The 19855-nt window shown below is 40.8% G+C and carries 20 protein-coding genes; 18 read left to right on the forward strand and 2 right to left on the reverse strand.

From position 1 onward, the window contains the following. Positions 1-27: 27 nt before the first annotated feature. Positions 28-981 carry an LCP family glycopolymer transferase gene (locus IQ10_RS01745; RefSeq protein ID WP_242009660.1) on the reverse strand — a complete coding sequence of 318 codons (954 nt, stop codon included), beginning with the start codon at positions 979-981 and terminating at the stop codon, positions 28-30. A 335-nt stretch (positions 982-1316) separates the two neighbouring features. Then, entirely contained in the window at positions 1317-1952 is a 636-nt protein-coding gene (locus IQ10_RS01750) for a YigZ family protein (protein ID WP_144448756.1), read from the reverse strand. 392 nt (positions 1953-2344) lie between these two features. On the opposite strand from IQ10_RS01750, the gene IQ10_RS01755 reads away from it, so the two are divergent. The 18 genes from IQ10_RS01755 to IQ10_RS18845 all read left to right on the forward strand — a co-directional run bounded on the left by IQ10_RS01755 (position 2345) and on the right by IQ10_RS18845 (position 19764). Further along, positions 2345-3478 (forward strand): sensor histidine kinase, encoded by a 1134-nt coding sequence (locus IQ10_RS01755; protein ID WP_144448757.1) that lies wholly within the window; start codon positions 2345-2347, stop codon positions 3476-3478. 57 nt (positions 3479-3535) lie between these two features. Continuing rightward, positions 3536-4243, forward strand: a complete 708-nt coding sequence (locus tag IQ10_RS01760) for a response regulator transcription factor (RefSeq protein WP_144448758.1) — start codon at positions 3536-3538, stop codon at positions 4241-4243. Between the two features lie 570 nt (positions 4244-4813). Beyond that, positions 4814-5671: a DegV family protein gene (locus IQ10_RS01765; protein WP_144448759.1), complete on the forward strand. Its 858-nt coding sequence runs from the start codon at positions 4814-4816 to the stop codon at positions 5669-5671. A gap of 17 nt (positions 5672-5688) precedes the next feature. Next, entirely contained in the window at positions 5689-7116 is a 1428-nt protein-coding gene (locus IQ10_RS01770; protein WP_242009661.1) for an ATP-dependent helicase ComFA, read from the forward strand. Continuing rightward, complete coding sequence (locus IQ10_RS01775; protein ID WP_144448760.1) at positions 7113-7826, forward strand: ComFC family protein; 714 nt, start codon at positions 7113-7115, stop codon at positions 7824-7826. Before IQ10_RS01770 ends, IQ10_RS01775 begins: the two co-directional genes overlap by 4 nt. A 68-nt stretch (positions 7827-7894) precedes the next feature. Then, the gene (locus tag IQ10_RS01780) at positions 7895-8338 is read left to right on the forward strand and encodes a TIGR03826 family flagellar region protein (RefSeq protein ID WP_144448761.1); all 444 of its coding nucleotides are present in this window, start codon (positions 7895-7897) and stop codon (positions 8336-8338) included. 86 nt (positions 8339-8424) lie between these two features. Next, positions 8425-8685, forward strand: coding sequence for a flagellar biosynthesis anti-sigma factor FlgM (gene flgM / locus IQ10_RS01785; protein WP_144448762.1), 261 nt, complete (start codon positions 8425-8427; stop codon positions 8683-8685). Positions 8686-8732: 47 nt separating this feature from the next. Continuing rightward, positions 8733-9230, forward strand: coding sequence for a flagellar protein FlgN (locus tag IQ10_RS01790; protein ID WP_144448763.1), 498 nt, complete (start codon positions 8733-8735; stop codon positions 9228-9230). Positions 9231-9251: 21 nt separating this feature from the next. Then, entirely contained in the window at positions 9252-11036 is a 1785-nt protein-coding gene (flgK, locus tag IQ10_RS01795) for a flagellar hook-associated protein FlgK (protein WP_144448764.1), read from the forward strand. Between the two features lie 18 nt (positions 11037-11054). Beyond that, complete coding sequence (flgL, locus tag IQ10_RS01800) at positions 11055-12245, forward strand: flagellar hook-associated protein FlgL (RefSeq protein WP_144448765.1); 1191 nt, start codon at positions 11055-11057, stop codon at positions 12243-12245. 187 nt (positions 12246-12432) lie between these two features. Continuing rightward, on the forward strand, positions 12433-13014 hold the full coding sequence (locus IQ10_RS01805; protein WP_144448766.1) for a DUF6470 family protein: 582 nt from the start codon (positions 12433-12435) through the stop codon (positions 13012-13014). A 311-nt stretch (positions 13015-13325) separates the two neighbouring features. Then, entirely contained in the window at positions 13326-13775 is a 450-nt protein-coding gene (fliW, locus tag IQ10_RS01810) for a flagellar assembly protein FliW (protein ID WP_144448767.1), read from the forward strand. Further along, a complete protein-coding gene (gene csrA, locus IQ10_RS01815) occupies positions 13776-14012 on the forward strand; it encodes a carbon storage regulator CsrA (protein WP_144448768.1) in 237 nt (78 codons plus the stop codon). It begins immediately after the preceding gene. A gap of 121 nt (positions 14013-14133) precedes the next feature. Then, positions 14134-14424, forward strand: coding sequence for a hypothetical protein (locus IQ10_RS01820; protein ID WP_144448769.1), 291 nt, complete (start codon positions 14134-14136; stop codon positions 14422-14424). A gap of 330 nt (positions 14425-14754) precedes the next feature. Further along, a complete protein-coding gene (locus tag IQ10_RS01825; RefSeq protein WP_144448770.1) occupies positions 14755-15999 on the forward strand; it encodes a flagellin N-terminal helical domain-containing protein in 1245 nt (414 codons plus the stop codon). Between the two features lie 585 nt (positions 16000-16584). Next, positions 16585-16737, forward strand: a complete 153-nt coding sequence (locus tag IQ10_RS01830; protein ID WP_144448771.1) for a carbon storage regulator — start codon at positions 16585-16587, stop codon at positions 16735-16737. Positions 16738-16857: 120 nt separating this feature from the next. Continuing rightward, positions 16858-17031, forward strand: coding sequence for a carbon storage regulator (locus IQ10_RS01835; protein WP_144448772.1), 174 nt, complete (start codon positions 16858-16860; stop codon positions 17029-17031). A gap of 294 nt (positions 17032-17325) precedes the next feature. Next, complete coding sequence (locus IQ10_RS18845) at positions 17326-19764, forward strand: flagellin N-terminal helical domain-containing protein (protein WP_144448773.1); 2439 nt, start codon at positions 17326-17328, stop codon at positions 19762-19764. Positions 19765-19855: the final 91 nt, after the last annotated feature.

Genomic DNA, 19855 nt, shown 5'->3' on the forward strand with positions numbered 1-19855 from the left:
CCTCTGTAAGTGGAATCGGCTTTTGGATTAATTGATTTCGCTTTCGATTTCGCTATCTTGTGATGCCTCAGGTTTAATTAAGCCAAGGTGTACTTGGAAGGTAACCGATAATTCACGAACGGATTCTGGGTCAAGCTGATAGTAATACGTTCCGTTAATTCGTGTATCGCTTCCTTCTAAAGTTAATGATTCAATATCATTTAAAGCACTTGAGTACGAATGTAATGCTAATAGGTTTCCAAATGTTAAATTCATGGAAAGATGATCTTCAATGCTTTTCAAGACGTCGCCATAACTTGTAATGGAAGAAAGAGAAGCGCCTTTTGTAATGACAGCTTTGATAATTTCTTGTTGACGTTCTCCGCGGCCTAAGTCGCCTCGTGGATCTGATTTTCTCATTCGAGCAAAGGCAAGTGCTTCTTCACCATTTAATGTTTGTAAGCCTTCTTGTAACGTAATCGCGTCATGTTGGTCGCTACTATCCATTTCAGTAAAAGTAAAAGGTACATTGACGTCGATACCACCAAGTGCATCGACAATTTCCACAAACGCATAGAAGTTTAATTTTGAATAGTAATCAACAGGGATATCAAAAAGCTCTTCAACTGTTTCTACAGCTAAATCAACGCCTCCAAATGCATGAGCGTGATTAATTTTATCTTGATTTCTTCTTCCTGGTATATCAACGAGTGAATCTCGTGGAATGTTGAGTAGCTTTACTGTCCCGAGTTCTTTATTAAATGTCGCCAGAATCATCGCATCTGTTCTTCCAGAAAGGTCACCCTCACGATCATCAACCCCGAGGAATAAAATCGAAATATTATCCTTGCTTGGACTGACAGGTTGATCTCGTCTCTCTGACATTTCGCCACGTTCAAGCTCTTGCTGGGCATTTGTCGTCACATTAGAGATTGAGGAGAAAAAATAAATAACGGTACCACCAAATATAATAAAGGAAAATATTCCCATTATCATAAACATCTTCAATATTCCTCTTGATCGTCGTTTTCGACTTTTTAACCTTGATTGCGCCATCGCAATACCTCGCTTTTATTCATAAAGTATAACTTTCAAAGATATATAGAAGCATCCACCCAATAATAGCGAAAAAGAATAGGTTCGTAAAGAAGAAGATTGAGGGAGATTTAGTAGAATGGTGAAAGATGTCGGATTTTTGAACAGAGAGAGCGTAATGAGAAATAAAATTTTCATGATTTTCTACTCTCAACCTAGAATAAAAAAGCATGATTTTTTCTATCTAACTAGAAACGAACCAACTTTTACACAGAAAAAAGCGGGATCTTACCCCGCTTTGGCTAGACTAACATCTCAAGGTATACTTCCTCACCTTTTTCAATCTTGGCTTGTCCGTTCGTAAGATTTGTCATCCAATCAGTGAATGTGTCGAGTTGGTCTGCTTCCACGTAAGTTTGGACGTCAACTAATTCAAGGTATTCAATGCCTTTTACTTGATACGGTGATTCTCTAAGAGCGTGCTCCACTTTTCCGAGCCATTGGTAGTCGATCTCGGTATGAATGACTTGCATAAGTGTCCGTTTGACGACGCCAATTGCATTTAAGCCTTCGCTAACAGCTCCGCCATATGCGCGAATTAATCCTCCAGCGCCTAGTTTAATCCCACCAAAATAACGGGTTACAACGACGGCTGTGTCTTTTAGGCCACGCTTTTTTAGAACCTCCAGCATGGGAACACCAGCCGTTCCACTTGGTTCACCGTCATCATTTGCTTTTTGAATGTGGTCGGTCTCACCAATGAGATAAGCTGAGCAATTATGTGTGGCATTCCAATGTTGTTTTTTTATTTTTTCAATAAAGGCTTGTGCTTCTTCTTCTGTTTCCACTCGTGCAAAATGGGCAATAAATCTCGACTTTTGGATCACAATTTCGTGCTCGCCAAATCCTTTTACGGTCTGATAGGTTAAAAGAGCCATGATCACTCCTCCTTCTTTTTTTCATAGTTTTACAAATGTCAGTCATCCTTATGTAATATAGGTCTGTTACGATAGTAGCGTCAGAAAGCATAAAATGGTCTTTATCCCTACAAACTTGCGCGAAGTTGACCGATAATAGTAAAAGGTCATGATTATATTTGTTTATAATCTAGCTCGAGAAGCCGATAAAGATGCTAGCGTTTCTTTTTTAGCGCATAGGGTACTTAAGGTTTAGGTCATTATTTAAAGGGTGTTTTATGATTGAGTGTAGGGATCATGTAAGATAAGGATAGCGAAAACCTCGTTATGTGGCAAATAGTAAGCCGCAAAGCGTAGAGGTCATCCCCTTATATCGCTATAATGGAATGGATTAAGAGGTTGGTGATAAGGCTTTGACTGACAATAGTATGTTAGAAAAAATTATCGATAATACGTTAAATACGGTAGGAGACAGTCGCGAACAGATTTTTGAAATTGGTGAGAAATCACGTCAAGAGCTTGAATCACTTAAGCGGGAGCTGGGTGAAGTGAGGCTTAAAGTAGCGGCGCTTATTGAAAAAACGGATAAAACTCAGCTATATGCTCGTTTTTCCCGTAGTCGTCTTGTCGAAGTGAGTAAGGCCTTTGGTAATTATACGAGTGATGAAGTGAAAACAGCTTATGAGCAGGCGAATGATTATCAAATTCAATTAGCTATCCTTGAACAAGAGGAAATTCAGCTACGTAATCGTCGTGATCAGATTGAAAGGCGATTAGTTGATGTGCAGGATACCGTTGAGCGTGCAGAGGAGCTTGCTAGCCAAATGGCAGTTGTGTATAATTTTCTCGCGAATGATTTGAAGCAGGTTGGTCAGGTAATGGAGGATGCGCGTGAGAAACAAGCATTCGGTCTGCAAATTATTGAGGCTCAGGAAGAGGAACGAAAAAGACTTTCACGCGAAATTCATGATGGACCAGCACAAATGATGGCGAATGTGTTGCTTCGATCTGATTTGATTGAACGAATCTATCAAGAAAAAGGCATTGATGAGGCGTTAAGTGAAATACGTGATTTGCGAAAAATGGTAAAATCATCACTTGCAGAAGTGAGAAGAATTATTTATGATTTACGACCGATGGCCCTTGATGATTTAGGGCTGGTTCCAACGTTGGAAAAATATTTGAGTACATTTCAAGAACGTAATAACGTTTCAATCATTTTTCGTCATTTAGGACGGGATCGGCGTTTGCCTCAGCATTTTGAAATTGCGCTGTTTCGTCTTGTTCAAGAAGCGGTTCAAAATGCCTATAAACATGCTGATCCGACTGAAATCCAAGTGAAAATTGAAATAAGAGCGACAAAGGTTATAATGATAATTAAAGATGATGGCAAAGGGTTTGACCCAGCGATGAAAAAAGAAGGTTCATTTGGACTAATTGGAATGAAAGAGCGCGTGAATGTGCTAAAGGGAGAGTTAACGATTCAATCGAAGCTGAATGTTGGAACGACGCTGACGATTGATATTCCCTTCGGTTCGGCAGCCTAAGAATGCACATACGTTATTGCTCTAATTATATTACCGTGTAAGCGGAGAGGTGATTTTATGAATGAGACACATGAGAAAAAAATTAGTATTGTGATAATAGATGATCATCAGCTATTCCGAGAAGGTGTGAAGCGTATTCTCGCTATGGAATCAGATTTAGAAGTGGTCGCAGACGGGGAAGATGGCTCAGAGGCAATCGAGCTTGTAAAGGAACATCGTCCTGACGTCGTTTTAATGGATATTAATATGCCGCAAATGAACGGTGTTGAGGCAACTCGGGAGCTTGTTCAGGCATTTCCACATGTGAAGGTATTAATTTTATCGATTCACGATGATGAGTCTTACGTCACACATGTCCTTAAGACTGGTGCATCGGGTTATTTATTAAAAGAAATGGACGCCGCTGCATTAGTAGAAGCAGTGAAAGTTGTTGCCTCAGGTGGTGCCTACATTCACCCGAAGGTTACGCATAATTTAATTAAAGAATATCGTCGTCTTGCAACAGAGGATGATGAGTACGAAGAATCCATCGGCTATCGCGAAGTCGAGTATCGCAAACCGCTTCATATTCTAACTCGTCGTGAGTGTGAAGTCCTGCAACTTATGACAGATGGACAAAGTAACCGCACGATTGGCGAATCACTCTTTATTAGTGAGAAGACCGTCAAGAACCATGTAAGTAACATTTTGCAAAAGATGAGCGTCAATGACCGTACACAAGCGGTTGTTGAAGCGATCAAAAAGGGTTATGTCATTGTGAGATAGGGACAAGCTTGAGAGAGGTCGCCTGAGGAGGGCGGGTCTCTCTTTTTTGTGGTTTCTGTAGCTTAGGCAGGGGTAAGAGCTGCATGTTGTTGTGGCGAAGTCTGATTATTAAGCAAAATGCGGTGATCAAGGCTGAGGTGGGGTGCATGTAGGCGAAGTACAGCTTGATATGTGAGCCGAAGCAGAGGCTGAGCGAGCATAATCTGATCTTTTTAAGGTGCATGAAAGCATAATTCGGTCTAACGATGACTTAATTCGGTCTAACAACGACATAATTCGGTCTAATTCAGACATAATTCGGTCTAACGATGACTTAATTCGGTCGAGTGAGAGCATAATTCGGTCTAACAACGACATAATTCGGTCTAACTCGACCACTTATCGGTCAAGCGACAATAATCATCATTTTTCGACACATCCACCTAGCAACTACCCACTCACTCAGCTAAGGTTTTCTATTGTAAGAAAAAGAATTTGCGTGTACATTAAATAAGAGAAATGTCCAACTGCTAGATTTGGATAGGGATTACCTTCCTTTTCGTGAGGAAGAGAACAGTGAGGATTTATTTCATGAATAAAACGGTAGCGATCGTAACAGATAGTACGGCTTATTTACCAAAAGAAGTATGTCATAAGCTTGATATATATATGGTTCCACTTAATGTAGTCTTTGGCGATGAATCGTATCAAGAGGAAGTCGACATTTCACAAGATGATTTTTATGTGAAAATGAAGATAGTCGAAAAGCTTCCGACGACATCACAGCCAGCGATTGGTCAATTTGTTGAGCTATTTACAAAGCTTAAAGAGGATGGCTATAAAGAGGTCATCACCATTCATTTGTCGAGTAAAATTAGTGGAACCTATCAGTCGGCTGTCAGTGCAGGTGAGATGGTTGATGGCATTGACGTATACGGATTTGATAGTGAAATAAGCTGCTCGCCGCAAGGATACTTCGTTAAAGAAGCAGCTGCAATGGCCCAAACAGGTGCTCATGCAAAAGAGATTCTCTCTAGATTAGACGAGATTAAGCTTAGCCAGAAAGCTTATTTCATGGTGGATGACCTAAACCATCTACATAGAGGTGGGCGCTTAAATGGTGCTCAACTCATAGTCGGTACTTTCCTCAAAATTAAGCCTATTCTTCATTTCGAGAAAGGGAGTATTGTTCCATTTGAAAAAGTGCGCACAGAGAAAAAGGCGCTCGCTCGTATGTTGAGCTTACTTGAAGCAGACGTGCAACAAGGCGGACAGTTTATTGCGACAGTCATTCATGGCAACCAATTAAGTGGTGCACAACAACTGGCAGCAACGATTCGTGAGCGCTTTGACAATGTAGAGGTCGATATTAGTTATTTCGGACCAGTGATTGGCACACATTTAGGAGCTGGTAGCCTCGGTCTTGGCTGGTATAAAAAATCAAATTAATTTCCTCAACAAAGAGTATGACAACGAGATCAAATCGTGTTGTTATGCTCTTTTTTATTCTCTTCCTACAAATTCCCCGAAATAGAGGTGCTTCAAAAATGACAACGACATGGCAGCAATTTGATGGTAAACGCTTATTACGCTCGGAACTTTCTAATTCAAGTGAAGAAGTAACGCAGCTTGTTAACGCAGGTTTTTTAATGCAGGAAAATGGCCTTATTCACGTGAAAGGGAGGATGATGTGTCGGCGCTGCGGAAACGATGATCCTTTTTTATTTGCGAAGCATCCTTGTGCAAAATGTCAAAAGACGTGCACCTATTGCAGGCATTGCTTGTCACTTGGCAAGGTCAGTGAATGCGGGTCGCTTTATCGCTGGACTGGCAAAGAACAACCTATGCCTCAAGTGAAAAAGAGCTTAATGTGGCAGGGCGAGCTATCTGTTGGTCAACAAAAGGCGTCCGATGCGGTGATCGCAGCGATTTGGCAAAAGAAGTCCTTGCTCGTCTGGGCGGTATGTGGTGCGGGGAAGACCGAGGTGCTGTTTCGTGGACTGGAACGGGCTTTTGAACAGGGTCAGAGAGTCTTACTAGCGACGCCGCGGACAGATGTTGTCAAAGAGCTCTATCCGCGCTTGAAAAAGAGTTTCCCCACCGTTCTGATATCGGCTCTTTATGGTGGCAGCAAGGAGCGCCATCCTTGTGCACAATTTGTCATTGCGACGACACACCAGACGATGCGCTTTTACAAGGCGTTTGATGTCGTGATCATTGATGAAGTCGATGCTTTTCCATTCTCCTTTGATAAAAGTCTGCAATATGCTGTAACACAGGCGAAAAAAGATCCATCCGCAACGATTTATTTAAGTGCAACCCCAAGTCGAGCCCTCCTCAGAGACCCTGCTATCGACATTATTAAAATCCCTCTTCGTTATCACGGTTTTCCCTTACCAGATCCGCGTTTTAGCTGGTGTGGCAACTGGTCAAAGACACTCAAGAAAAAACGCCTACCCCAGCAGATAAAATCCTGGCTTGATCACCAACATAGCCAAAATAAGCCAGCCCTTCTTTTTGTCCCGTCGATTTCAACTCTCAAAACCGTTTCGTCCATCTTACAAAATAAAAAGATAACCCATGCTCATGTTCACGCAGAAGATCCAAAGCGGCATGAAGTCATACAATCGTTTCGAGATCAGCAGATTCCGCTCCTTGTCACGACAACGATCCTAGAGCGCGGAGTAACATTTAAAGGTGTTCAGGTTGCTGTTCTAGGAGCAGAAAATGATGTCTTCACCGAGGCCGCACTTGTGCAAATTGCGGGACGAGTTGGTCGGAGCGCACAAGAACCAAACGGTGATATCGTCTTTTTTCATTACGGTATTTCACAAGCGATGCGTGCTGCCCGTCGCCACATCCAAGCAATGAATCAGGAAGGAATGAAAAAATGAGTCGTTGTCTTCATTGTCATGAACCGTTTTTTGAAAAGGCAAGCTGGCATAAGCTTCTCATGCTCGATCCACCAGCGCAGCTATGTTCAGATTGTGAGAGTAAACTTGTCGAAATTGGGGGCAAACGTTGCTACGGGTGTTCAAGGTCGCTCGATTCATTGCCGATACAATATGTGAAGGGGGATGAGTGCAGCGACTGTTGGAATTGGAAACAGCAGGCTTATACGAGAGATCTACTCGAACGAAATGTCTCCCTCTATCAGTACAACTCTTTTTTAAAAGAGTGGCTTGCGACGTATAAATACCGTGGAGATGCAATCATTGCATCGTTTTTTGCTGAAAAGTTTGCCATTTTATACAAAAATGAATTTAACGGGTATATACCCATTGAGATTCCGCTCAGTAAAGAGAGATTGCTGCAAAGAGGTTTCAACCAATCTGTCTTACTTATGCAAGGCTGGGCCGAAGAAGCAGGGCTGCTCATGAGACATTCAGGTGAAAAGCAAAGCAAGAAAAACCGTAAACAACGTATTGCTCAAGTAGAAAATCAGTCTTTTCAGATGAAATTGGAAAAGAAAAGTCTCATTGTTGGAAAAAATATCGTTCTTGTGGATGATATTTATACGACAGGCACGACAGTTAGGCAGGCGGCGCGAGTACTAAAGGATCACGGGGCAAACAGAGTAGCATCAATAACCGTAGCTCGGTAGGTGGGATGTTGTGTTCTCTCTAATTCAAGCTATAATAGTGGAAAAGGAATAGTGGAAGGAGAATAAGTATGAAGGATGTAGCAAATTGTCCGCGGTGTGGAAAGATTTTTGTTAAAGCGTTACGACCTATTTGCCAACATTGCTCTAGGGAGCAAGAGGATAATTTTGATAAAGTATCGAAGTTTATGAGAACGAGGCAGAACCGAATGGCTACACTTCGCCAAGTTCACGAAGAAACGAAGGTTCCGCTTGAACAAATTCATCAGTTTATCCGTGAAAAACGAATACTTGTTAGCCAATTTCCGAACCTCGGTTATCCGTGTGAATCGTGTGGAACGATTATTCAAGAAGGGCGCGTTTGTGAGAGCTGCAAGGATAACATTACAAGTGGACTTGAGCAGCTTGAGAAAGAAAAAGATTTCGCAGAGCGCAGAGCTGCAGCAGAGCAAGCTGAGAAAAAACGATCAGTGGGTACCTATCACTCGCTTAATGATCGAATTAGTAAAAAGTAATTAACAATTTTAATAAACGTGCCGATATAATTGACAAGAGTATCGGTACGTTTTCGTATGAACCATAAAAGAGAAGGGGTGATGATATGAAAATTAATCCATTTCAACCAGTTCAGCAAAATCCATATCGTAAACAAATCGACAAAGCAGAAATGGTAGCTGATCTAAAAGCGAAGAGTGACAAGCTTGAAATTTCCACTGAAGCGCTTGAAATGCAAAAGGGTACACGCATTGAGAATGAACGCCAAGAAAAGGTTGAGGCTTTAAAGCAACAGATTGAAGCTGGTGAATACAAAGTGAACCCACAGGCAGTCGCGAATAAATTTTATGATTTTTGGAATGAGTAATCATTTAACTTAGTCACAAAAGCACGTGGAAGCAAGGAGGGAAAGACATGTCGATGAAGGCAATTGTTGAAATTATCGAATCTTTAACAGGGATTCACAAAGAGCTGTATACGCTTGGAGAACAAAAAGTTGAGCCGATTAAAAAAGGAGATATGTCTGCCCTAGAGGTGCTTGTACGAGAAGAGTCAAAGCTCGTGCGAAAGCTTCAAGCCACGGAAGGACTGCGAACAAAGGTCGTGAAGAATTTCTTGATGACTAAGGGAGAGGTAACAGAGAACGCGACGATGACGGATATAAGAAAATATGCAACGAAAGAAGAAGAGCAGCAGCTTGAGCAGATTCAAAATGAGCTTCTAAACCAGGTACAAAATCTTAAGAGGCAAAATGAACTGAATCAGCTGTTAATAGAGGAATCGTTGCGATTTGTGAACCTTTCCCTTGATTTAATGGTTCCCCATAAAGAAGACATTAGCTACAAACGGCCACATGAACAGGATGATAGCCGCTACGACACTGGACACTCGCTTTTTGATTCAAAGGCATAGGCCAAAACGGAGGATAAATTCATGCAATCAACTTTCCACGGATTAGAAACAGCTAGACGTGCCATGATGACCCAGCAGTATGCCCTGCATACAGTCGGTCATAATATTTCAAACGCGAATACAGAAGGGTATACTCGTCAGCGAGTAAATTTTTCGCAAACAGAACCTTACCCATCAATCGGCAAAAATGCGCCTCGTCTTCCAGGTCACCTTGGAACAGGTGTAAAAGCTGGTTCCATTCAACGTGTTCGTGAAGAATTTCTTGATATTCAATACCGAAATGAAGCAAATAAGGTTGGTTACTGGGATGCGCGTTTTAATGCGCTTCAAAAGATGGAGGATATTTTAAATGAGCCGTCTGAACAAGGACTAAATAATCAAATCGACCTCTTTTGGTCATCACTACAAGACTTAACAGTAGATCCAGAAGATTCTGGGGCGCGTTCCGTTGTTCGTGAGCGTGGTCGATTTGTGGCTGAAACCTTTAATTACTTACATGATTCGCTCTCTGAAATCAAAAATGATTACAAAAATGAGATTGAAGTGACCCAAAAGGAAGTTAACGCACTCTTAAATCAGCTTGATAACGTAAATGAACAAATTCGTAAAACAGAGCCCCATGGTTATGTTACAAATGACTTATATGACGAGCAAGACCGCCTGATTGATCAATTGTCTCGTATTGTAAACATTAAAGTAGAGCGTGAACAAAGTGGAGGTCAGCCTAACTCAGCAGCAGAAGGAGCTGCGACGGTGTATTTAGTTGATGATGCGGGGAATCCTTTAATGAAGGATGATGGTGCAGGTAATTTGACTCCATTAAAACTCGTTGATGGGACAGGTGCAGACAAACATATGAAGATGTCAATAGGATTTGACACTACTGACAACTTCAACTTTGTTGATACGTTTTCATTTACAGATAACAGTGGCTCTGTTGCTTACACAATTGATCTTGATCAGATGCCTCGTGGAGAGATGAAAGCGTTAGTTGATGCATATGGGTATGGGTATCGAGATACAAATGGTATTGCTATTGTACAAGGGACTTACCCTGACATGATTGCCGAGCTAAATGTCATGGCAGAGAATTTTGCGAAAGAAATTAACAATATTCATCAACTTGGTTTTACGCTTGCAGATAACAATGGAAACGTTAAAAATGGTGGATTGTTTTTTGATTTAGGTTCTGGTGATGCAGCGAAGTCTATTAAAATTCATGACAATATTATCGCAAGTAGAGATAACATCGCGGTTGCGAGTGTGAATGTGGATTCGTTAAATGATAGCGGTGCTTTTACATTAGGCGGAGTCAACTACGGTAGTCCTAGGGAGGCTTACGAGAAGTGGATCACTACGTCTCCTAAAACTGCTACAGCATACGCCAATCTTCAAGATCTTCTTAGGGGTACTCTAAAGGATGATGGTGGAGTAACAGTTGATAGCTTTAATGCTCTTCCTCAAGCATTTGCTGGTGATGGCTCGAATGCGAAGCGACTTGCTGATATGAAAGGCATCATCATGGATTTCAATGGAAGCTCTGGTACGATTGGCAGTTACTACCAAAGTGTCATCGGTGATATGGCTGTTGATACACAAGAAGCAACTCGAATGCTTGCTAGCTCATCATCTCTAAAAGATAGTGTTGATTTTAGACGTCAATCTGTTAGTAACGTCTCGCTTGATGAAGAAATGACGTTAATGATTCAATTCCAGCACGCATATAATGCCGCTGCCCGAAACATTACGATGGTAGATGAAATGCTTGATCGGATTATTAATAATATGGGTGTAGTCGGTAGATAAAGGATAGGTGAAAAATAGATGCGCGTTACTCAAACGATGCTAGCGAACAGTTCATTAAGTCATATCAATCAGGGATATAATCGTCTTGCTACCATTCAAGACCAACTAGCGACGGGGAAGAAGATCACTCGTGCTTCGCAAGATCCAGTGGTTGCGATGAAAGGAATGCGTTATCGTACGCAGGTGACGGAGGTTGAGCAGTTTAAGCGAAACTTAGGTGAGGCGTACAACTGGATGGACACAGCTGATGCCGCGCTTGATCAAGGAACTGAAACGTTGCGTCGTATTCGAGAGATTGCGACACAGGCAGCGAATGATTCATACAATGCCGGTGAGCGCGCAAATATGGCTAAAGAGGTTCAGCAGCTACGTGAACATTTGCAGTCACTTGGTAACACAAAAAATAGCAACAAGTATATCTTTAATGGGACAGATACGACGAAGCCGCCAGTCATTGATATTAATTCAATGGAGTATGGCGTCGATAAATTATTTGCTACTGGAACAGATTTTAATGCAATAGAAGTTGTGTACGACGGCAAGATTTTTAAACAAGTCGGTATAGAAGGCAATAAGCAAATTTTTCAAGATGTCAGTCAAACATCTCCTGTGTATGGAGAGGCTGATTTTGATGATAAAGCAGTACAGCTAATCGTTCAAGAAGGTGGACGTGTAACTTTTTCGGAACCGAATCGAGCGTATAATTCGAATGATCCTACAAGTGAGAAAGCCGTAAAAAAAGATGTTCGATCTCAGGATGTGATTGTCGCAGATAAAGGTGCGGTCTCGATTAACACACAAACCGTGGAAATTGAACTGTTAAAAGGTGTAACGATCCCAGTGAGCATTAACCCAAGTAATGTGTTTAACAATGCGTTATTCGGTGATATTCTTCGCCTAGAGCAAGCGCTAAAGGATCCAACGGTCAATGGTAAAGATTTAACAGGTTACATTGATAATATGTTTACGCATATTGATTCATTTGTCGCTGAACGTGCCGAGCTTGGTGCCCGTGTCAATCGTGTACAAATGATGGAAAACAGATTGATGGAGCAGGAAGTGACGGCAAACAGGATCATGTCTGATAATGAAGATGCAGATCTCGAGCAGGTTATTATTGATTTAACGATTCAAGAAAGCGTGCACCGTGCCGCGCTTGCTGTTGGAGCGAGAATCGTACAGCCTTCATTGATGGATTTTCTTCGTTAATTAATGAAAAGAAAGTTTGTTTAGATATCATATAAAGAAACTTCGCTAAAATTGCTTACGTCGAGAGGGGATGAAACTCGGCTAAGATCACCCACATCGAGACGAGAAGGAGACTAGGCTAAGATCACCCACGTCGTGTGGGTAACGCCGAGTACCCACGTCCTGTGGGCAGGGAGGGGGGATGGAGATGCGATTGCCGTCTCTTGATATTCAAGCAACTGATGCTTATATTGGTCTTCGTTCCACTCGTCCTGACATGCGAATCAGGCAGCAGAGTGCGGATCTCCAAATTCATCAAGAGCATGTGGGCTTGATTGAAATAAGCAAAACAGCTTCAAAGCTTTTTATTGATCAAACACAAGCTTTTGCCGAGGCAAACTTAAAAACACCGCTGCGAATGGCAAGTGACTTTTTAAAGAAAACAGAAAGCCACGTTGCCGAGTATCTCGCTAAAACGGTACAGCAAGGTAATCAAATGATGAGAATTGAGAACGGCAACGGTGCCCTGGCTCAGATAGCAAAGGCAAAAGGTGAGCGACCACCTGTCCAAACAACATTTGCCAATATGCCACGTTCCATGTCTTCAGTGAAATTTGATTATCAACCGAGCGAGATATCGGTTAATGCGCCTTTTAAAGAAGCGGAAATTACCGTTAATCGCCGAGCACCGCAAATTGAGATTCCAAAATGGCAAACGGAAGCGTATATGAGGCAGAAGAATCAAATATCGTTTCAAGCTGTAGGGGTAAATGTTAATCGAAGTTTATAATTAAAATAAAGTCGCTATTGCGGCTTTTTTGTTTATAAAAGTTGGTTAGTTGGAGAGGAAAAGAAGGAGGCTTGTTATTCTACGTTGAGAGCGTAGGCTAATGAAAGTTTTCTTTGGAGAGAAATTTTGCTAAAGCGGCTTTAGTCAAGAAGCCAAACTTAGCTAAGATAAGCTTCACTTCCTAAGGGTAAGGAAACTTCGCTAAAACCGCTTACGTCCTGTAAGCAACGCCAAGTACCCGCGTCGTGTGGGCACGAGGGTATATGGTACAATGAGGAAAATAGAGTTGGATGGATGAGGTGAGTGAAACGATGAATATTGAAACGAAGTACCAAGGAAACATTGAAATTGATGAACAACGTGTCATCACATTTGCCAAAGGGATACCGGCATTTGAGGATGAAACGTCTTTTGTCTTACTACCATTTGAAGAAAATACGCCTTTTTTCGTGCTTCAGTCTACGAAAACGGTTGAAGTGGCTTTCGTTGTCGTCAATCCTTTTGACTTTGTCCCGAACTATCAAGTGAAGCTACCAGATTCAACGATCGATGAGCTTGGTATCCAAAAACAAGAAGAGGTTGCCACCTTTGTCATGCTAACTGTCCGTGAGCCATTTGCTGGAACGACCGCAAACCTTCAAGCACCTGTGATTATTAATGCAGCGAAGCAAAAAGGTAAGCAACTTCTTATGAGCGACACTCATTACCAAACGAAGCACGCTATTTTTAAAGAAGTAGCAGCTGCGAAGGAGGGGAAATAAATGCTCGTCCTCTCACGAAAATTAAAAGAAGCGATTCAAATTGGCGATGACATTGAGCTAACGATCCTTGCCATTGAAGGCGACCAAGTAAAGGTCGGTATAAAAGCCCCTCGGCATGTCGATATCCATAGAAAAGAAGTTTTTTTAGCGATCCAAAGTGAAAATAGTGAAGCTGCGAAAACCGTGTCACTTGATGCACTGAAGGGATTTCTGCAAAAACCTCCAAAGAAAGATTAATGCATGGGGAGGTATCTTTTATCTCCCTCTATTATTAACGATTATTTACTTTACAGTCGTTATGATTCGACATTGACTAAGATGAGTTGATACTAGACGCAGTAGGTGACGTCACACGGAAATGGAAAATCAAATCTTGGCACTTCTCAAGCAAATGAATGAGAAGGTTGAAAAGCTTGAGTCTAGAGTTGGAAATATTGAAGTATGTCTCGGTCGTCATGAAGAACTCTTACAACAACTCATCAAAACGACTGCCAAAAACCCCGAAGACATGACCGCACTAAGAATCGAAACAAACCAGCGCTTTGACAAACTGGAACTCGCCGACCGCAAAATGAGTACAGACATCAACCTCCTCTTCCAAGAAATCCAAACAAACAAACGGGACATTGCCCAACTAAAAAGTCAATAAAAGGAGATCTCCTTGCTAATAGACTTCTGTTAAGTGGGGAGATTTTTTGTGTGTAAAAGCTGGTTCGTTCTTAGTTGAAAAGAAAAAGCAAAGAAAAAACATAATACGGTGACCAAGGTTTGAGAGCATTGGCTCATGAACGTTTTTCGGGAGAAAATAAGTCAAAAAATATTTTTTCAAAACAGTAAACATCCGCTAAAGTTCTGTCGATAATAATAATGTAAGCCGCAGCTTAACCTGCTACGGCCGTGCAGGTAAGTTGAGGTTGACTAACAAAATACTAATTTGGCCCACAAGGACGTGGGCGACACTTCAAGGAGGAAGTTTTTTATGATTATTAACAACAATATCCCTGCGTTAAATACGTATCGTCAAATGGGTGTGAACAACAATGCAGGTGCAAAGGCAATGGAGAAGCTATCTTCAGGACTTCGTATTAACCGTGCAGGAGACGATGCAGCAGGTCTAGCAATCTCTGAAAAAATGCGTGCACAAGTTCGTGGTTTAGACCAAGCTTCTCGTAATGGTCAAGATGGTATTTCTTTAATTCAGACTGCAGAAGGTGCTCTTAACGAGACACATAGTATTTTACAACGTATGCGCGAGTTAGCAGTTCAAGCTTCTAACGACACAAACACACTTGAAGACCGTAGTAATATTCAAGATGAAATTAATCAACTCGGAAACGAAATTCAACGTATCGGTGAGCAAACGGAATTTAATACAAAAAAATTAATCAATGGAGACGTGTCTTCAGCTTCAACTGCAGCTGCTCATGTGACTGCAAATGATTTACACAGTACAATGGGTACAGCTACTAAATTAGATGGCTTGGTTGATAGTAATGGAAACAATGTAGGAATTGCAACTGGTGATACTATTACTGCTACATGGTCTGTAAATGGAACACAACAAACTGTAACACTTAATGTAACTGATGCTACTACTCAAGATTTAGGAGCTTTAGTGACTGCACTTGATGGAAATGCAACTATTGGGGCGGCATTTGATGGAACTGATACTAGTCAAATTAACTTAACAGCTGCAAGTACAGGAACTACTAACCAAATCAATGGTTTTTCTATTGAAGTAAAATCAGCTACTGGAGTAAGAAAAGAAGCCGCTTCCAACACGCTTTCTGGTTTCAATACTACTACAGCTGCGGCTGATACTCGTGCAGATGGTAGCTTAGAATTCCAAATTGGTTCAAACCAAGGTCAAACTCTTAACCTATCTATTAGTGATATGAGAGCTGATACTCTTGGTGTAAGAAATCTACAAGTTGGTACTCAGAGTCAAGCATCAACAGCTATTAGTGTTTTAGATGAGGCAATTTCTAAAGTATCTGAAGAGCGTTCTAAATTAGGAGCTAATCAAAATCGTTTAGAGCATACTATTAGTAACCTAAATACATCTGCTGAGAACTTACAAGCAGCTGAGTCTCGTATCCGTGATGTAGACATGGCTAAAGAGGTAATGGAAATGACTCGTGCTAACATCCTAGGTCAAGCTTCTCAAGCTATGCTTGCTCAAGCTAACCAAAAACCTCAATCAGTATTACAATTACTTGGATAATTCTATTCCTCAAAGACTCTGGGCTTTCCAGAGTCTTTTTTTTAGTCAATTTACTGAAGTAAGGAAATAGAATTTATAATCCTTTCGGTGTTACATTCACTGCGGATTTTAAAATAATAATTCTTCTTATCGGCATACTCAGGAAATAATGGCGGTTACAAAATATAATATTTAATCTCTCAAGCAATGCTTGCACAAGCGAACCCAAAACCTAGGGTGAATATAGAGAAAGACTTCCTTTAAAATAGAGGAAGTCTTTCTTTGATTCAACTATATAATTAGCACTATTTTTTTCACAAATTTCTTCAAAAAACACTAAACATCTCCTTTAAATGGTCGATATAAGAATCAAAGGATACATTATACACTCAGGGACGAGTGAATAAGCATGGTTACTTATTTAGGATGTGAAAGTAACTATGCTTATTTACTCGTCTTTTTTATAAACGAATAATATGCTGTCTTAACTTTTTATCACATAAAAATAGGTATATAATCACTTATTTTAATTAAAACTATGGTATTATATTTATGTAATTTACTAGATTTTAATGATGAATTATACAAACTGAGGAGAGTGTGACATTGCTGGTCATAGGGAGGAGACCTGGTGAATCGATTTTGATTGATCAGAACATTGAAATTCGTGTTGTGAAGTCCCAAGACGGGAAATTACGGCTAGGTATTCAAGCACCAAAAGAGGTCAAGATCGAACGCGGAGAAATGCGGGGAAACTAACAAGTTTATATGAACGCTTAAGGATGAGCAGATAGGTCGATTGTCAATCTTCAGGAGGAAGAGGCGCAACGGCTTGTTTGCTCATCCTTTTTTATTCTAACTCATAGGGAGATGAGATACATGCTAGTACTCGGAAGGAAGCCAGGAGAATATATCGTGATTGATGACAATATCATTGTGAAAGTTGTAAAAAGTGATGAAGGTCACTTACGTCTAGCCATTGATGCACCACGGGATATTGCCATTGTTCGGGGAGAGCTATACGAAGAACAGCAGAAGCAAAATAAAAAATAGGGCTATTAGCACACATAAACTTTCATAAGACTATGTTCTCAACCTAGGATGGAAAACTCTTATTCTTTTTCTGTCCAACTAGGAACTGACAAACTAACTTTTATACAAGTAGATTACCTTCCACTTAAGGATGAGTGGTGTGGGTCAAGGAAGAGAGGAGTATGTACCTTGTCAATCGATTGTTTGAATCAGCGCGCAATTCAGCAACGAACCGCAAGCAACCATACACCGAATCGCAACGAATGCAAATGGATGTGCATTCAAAAAAACACACTCACACGGAGGTAATAAAACATGATTATTAACAATAACATCCCAGCTTTAAACACGTACCGTCAAATGGGCGTTAACCAAGCAGGTGCACAAAATTCTATGGAGAAGCTTGCTTCAGGACTTCGTATTAACAAAGCTGGTGATGATGCAGCAGGTCTTGCAATTTCCGAAAAAATGAGAGCACAAATCCGTGGTCTTGATCAAGCAAGTCGTAACTCTCAAGATGGGATTTCGATGATTCAAACAGCTGAGGGTGCATTACAAGAAACACACAACATTCTACAACGTATGCGTGAGCTTGCAACACAATCAGCAAACGATACAAACGTTGAAGTTGACCGTGATGAAATTCAAAAAGAAATGAATGAGCTAACTTCTGAAATTAATCGTATCGGGAATACAACTGAGTTCAATACTCGTAAAATTTTAAATGGTGATATCTCAACTACTGCAACTAAAAAAGAGGCAGGTAGTTTCGTTGCAGGTGGCGGAGTTTCAGCAGTTTCACTTAAAGCTGATTCTTCTTTGGTAAGTGGAAATTACACAGTAGATGTGGCTTCAAGTGTTGAGAAAAGTGTTACAGCACAAGCTGACGGAGGTACAGGTATTACTGATATCGATGCAGCAAATGCTTCTGGCCTAACTGCTGGTGATTATAAAATTAATGTAAGTACAACTACAGCTAAAAGCTTAGACTCTTCGACAGTAGATTTAGATGATGGTGTAACAAATCTTTCAGTTGCATCAAATAGCTCTTTAGCTGCAGGTACAGGATATGGAGTAGAAGTAACTCGTACGGATGCAATTGGTACTTTTACAGCTGCTAATGGACTAAATGCAACTGGTGCTTCAACTTTTACAGCAGGCGATGCACAAAGTTTAACAGGTGGAAATTATACAATTGAGACTGCATCGAAAACTAATGGATTAACTAATACTAGTGGTACCAATTTAGTATCAAGTATTACAATTGATGATCAAGGATTGTTTGCAGCTCAAGGTATTGGTGGAGCTGACCTACAAATAAAAACTGATGGTGCAGGCGGAATTGCATTATGGAGTAGTGATGGTTTAACCCAATTATCTGATACTGTAACTTTGGATGATAATGTACAAACATACAGATTTTACAATGCTGGAACTGATATGGGTATTACTTTTGATGTAACTGCAGGAGCTGCTACTGCTGCTTCTGATGCTGAAGAGGATAATTTTACTTTTGATGTCGATCAAACTTTAACTGTTAAGGATGCATCTTCAAATACAGTAGGAACAGCAACGATTGCAGCAGGAACAGCTGCTGGTACAACCAATATTGCTCTAACTGATGCTGTAACAGATGGTACAGGAACATTAGCACTAGAGCATGGTGGAAATACTGCTGCAGCAAACGGAACAATGGATGTTGGTACTATTGCTTCTGATACATCTACTGCCTTTACAATTGAAAACACAATTTCAGCTCAATTAAAAGACACAGATGGAGTAACAAATATTGGTTCTGCTGTTACATTCAATGTTAATGACACTGGAGTAAGTTTAGGGTCAGGTGTTGCGTTTGATGCTGCAGCTAGTTTAAGTGCATATAGTGCAACTGCAACAGAAACTTCAACGTTTGATGTGACTTCAGGAACTGCTAAAGTAGCAACTCTTCAAGATTCCGGTGGTACTCAAGTGTCTGGAACGAATACAATTGTTCTTTCAGATAATCAAAATAATGTATCGTTTAATAACGGTGTGAATTTTGATGTTGGGACTGCTGCAGATGGTGATGCAACGTTTACTGTAGCTGATACTAATGTGTTTACTGGTACTTTAAAAGACTCTGGTGGAACAGCTGTTTCTAGTAAAACTCTTTCTGCAAATAGTGCAGTTGATTTTGGTAATGGATTAACTGTTCATACTGGTTCTACTCTTTCAGTAGGGAGTGCTTCACTTGAAGTAAGCGGTACTGTAACAGATGGATCATTACAAATGCAAATTGGTGCAAACCAAGGACAGAGCTTTAATATCAACATCAAGGATATGCGTTCACAAGCCTTAAAAGTAAGTGGTTCTGCAGGTGGCGATGCTAAAGTAGCAACAGGTGTTGAAGATGCGAAGTTCACAGCGACTAAAACTGCTACTGATGGTACGAATAATTCAGAGGAAGAGTATGCTCTTGATGTGAGTGACCATAAGAGTGCAGCAGCGGCAATCAAAGTTATTAATAATGCAATTGAGTCTGTTTCTGCTCAACGTTCTAATCTTGGTGCATTCCAAAACCGTTTGGAGCACACAATCTCTAACTTAAGCAATGCGGCTGAGAATCTTCAAGCAGCAGAATCACGTATCCGTGACGTTGACATGGCTCGTGAAGTAATGGATATGACTAAGAACAACATCTTAGCTCAAGCTTCTCAAGCTATGCTTGCACAAGCTAACCAAGCTCCACAAGCTGTTTTACAGTTACTTGGATAATTTGCTTTACTGTAAAAAACCCCGAAAATTTTCGGGGTTTTTACATTTAACACGTTTTGCTTACTCTTCGGACGGTTTCTATGGATTATTT

Source organism: Halalkalibacter nanhaiisediminis (genome assembly GCF_007830185.1).
Lineage (GTDB): Bacteria > Bacillota > Bacilli > Bacillales > Bacillaceae_D > Halalkalibacter > Halalkalibacter nanhaiisediminis.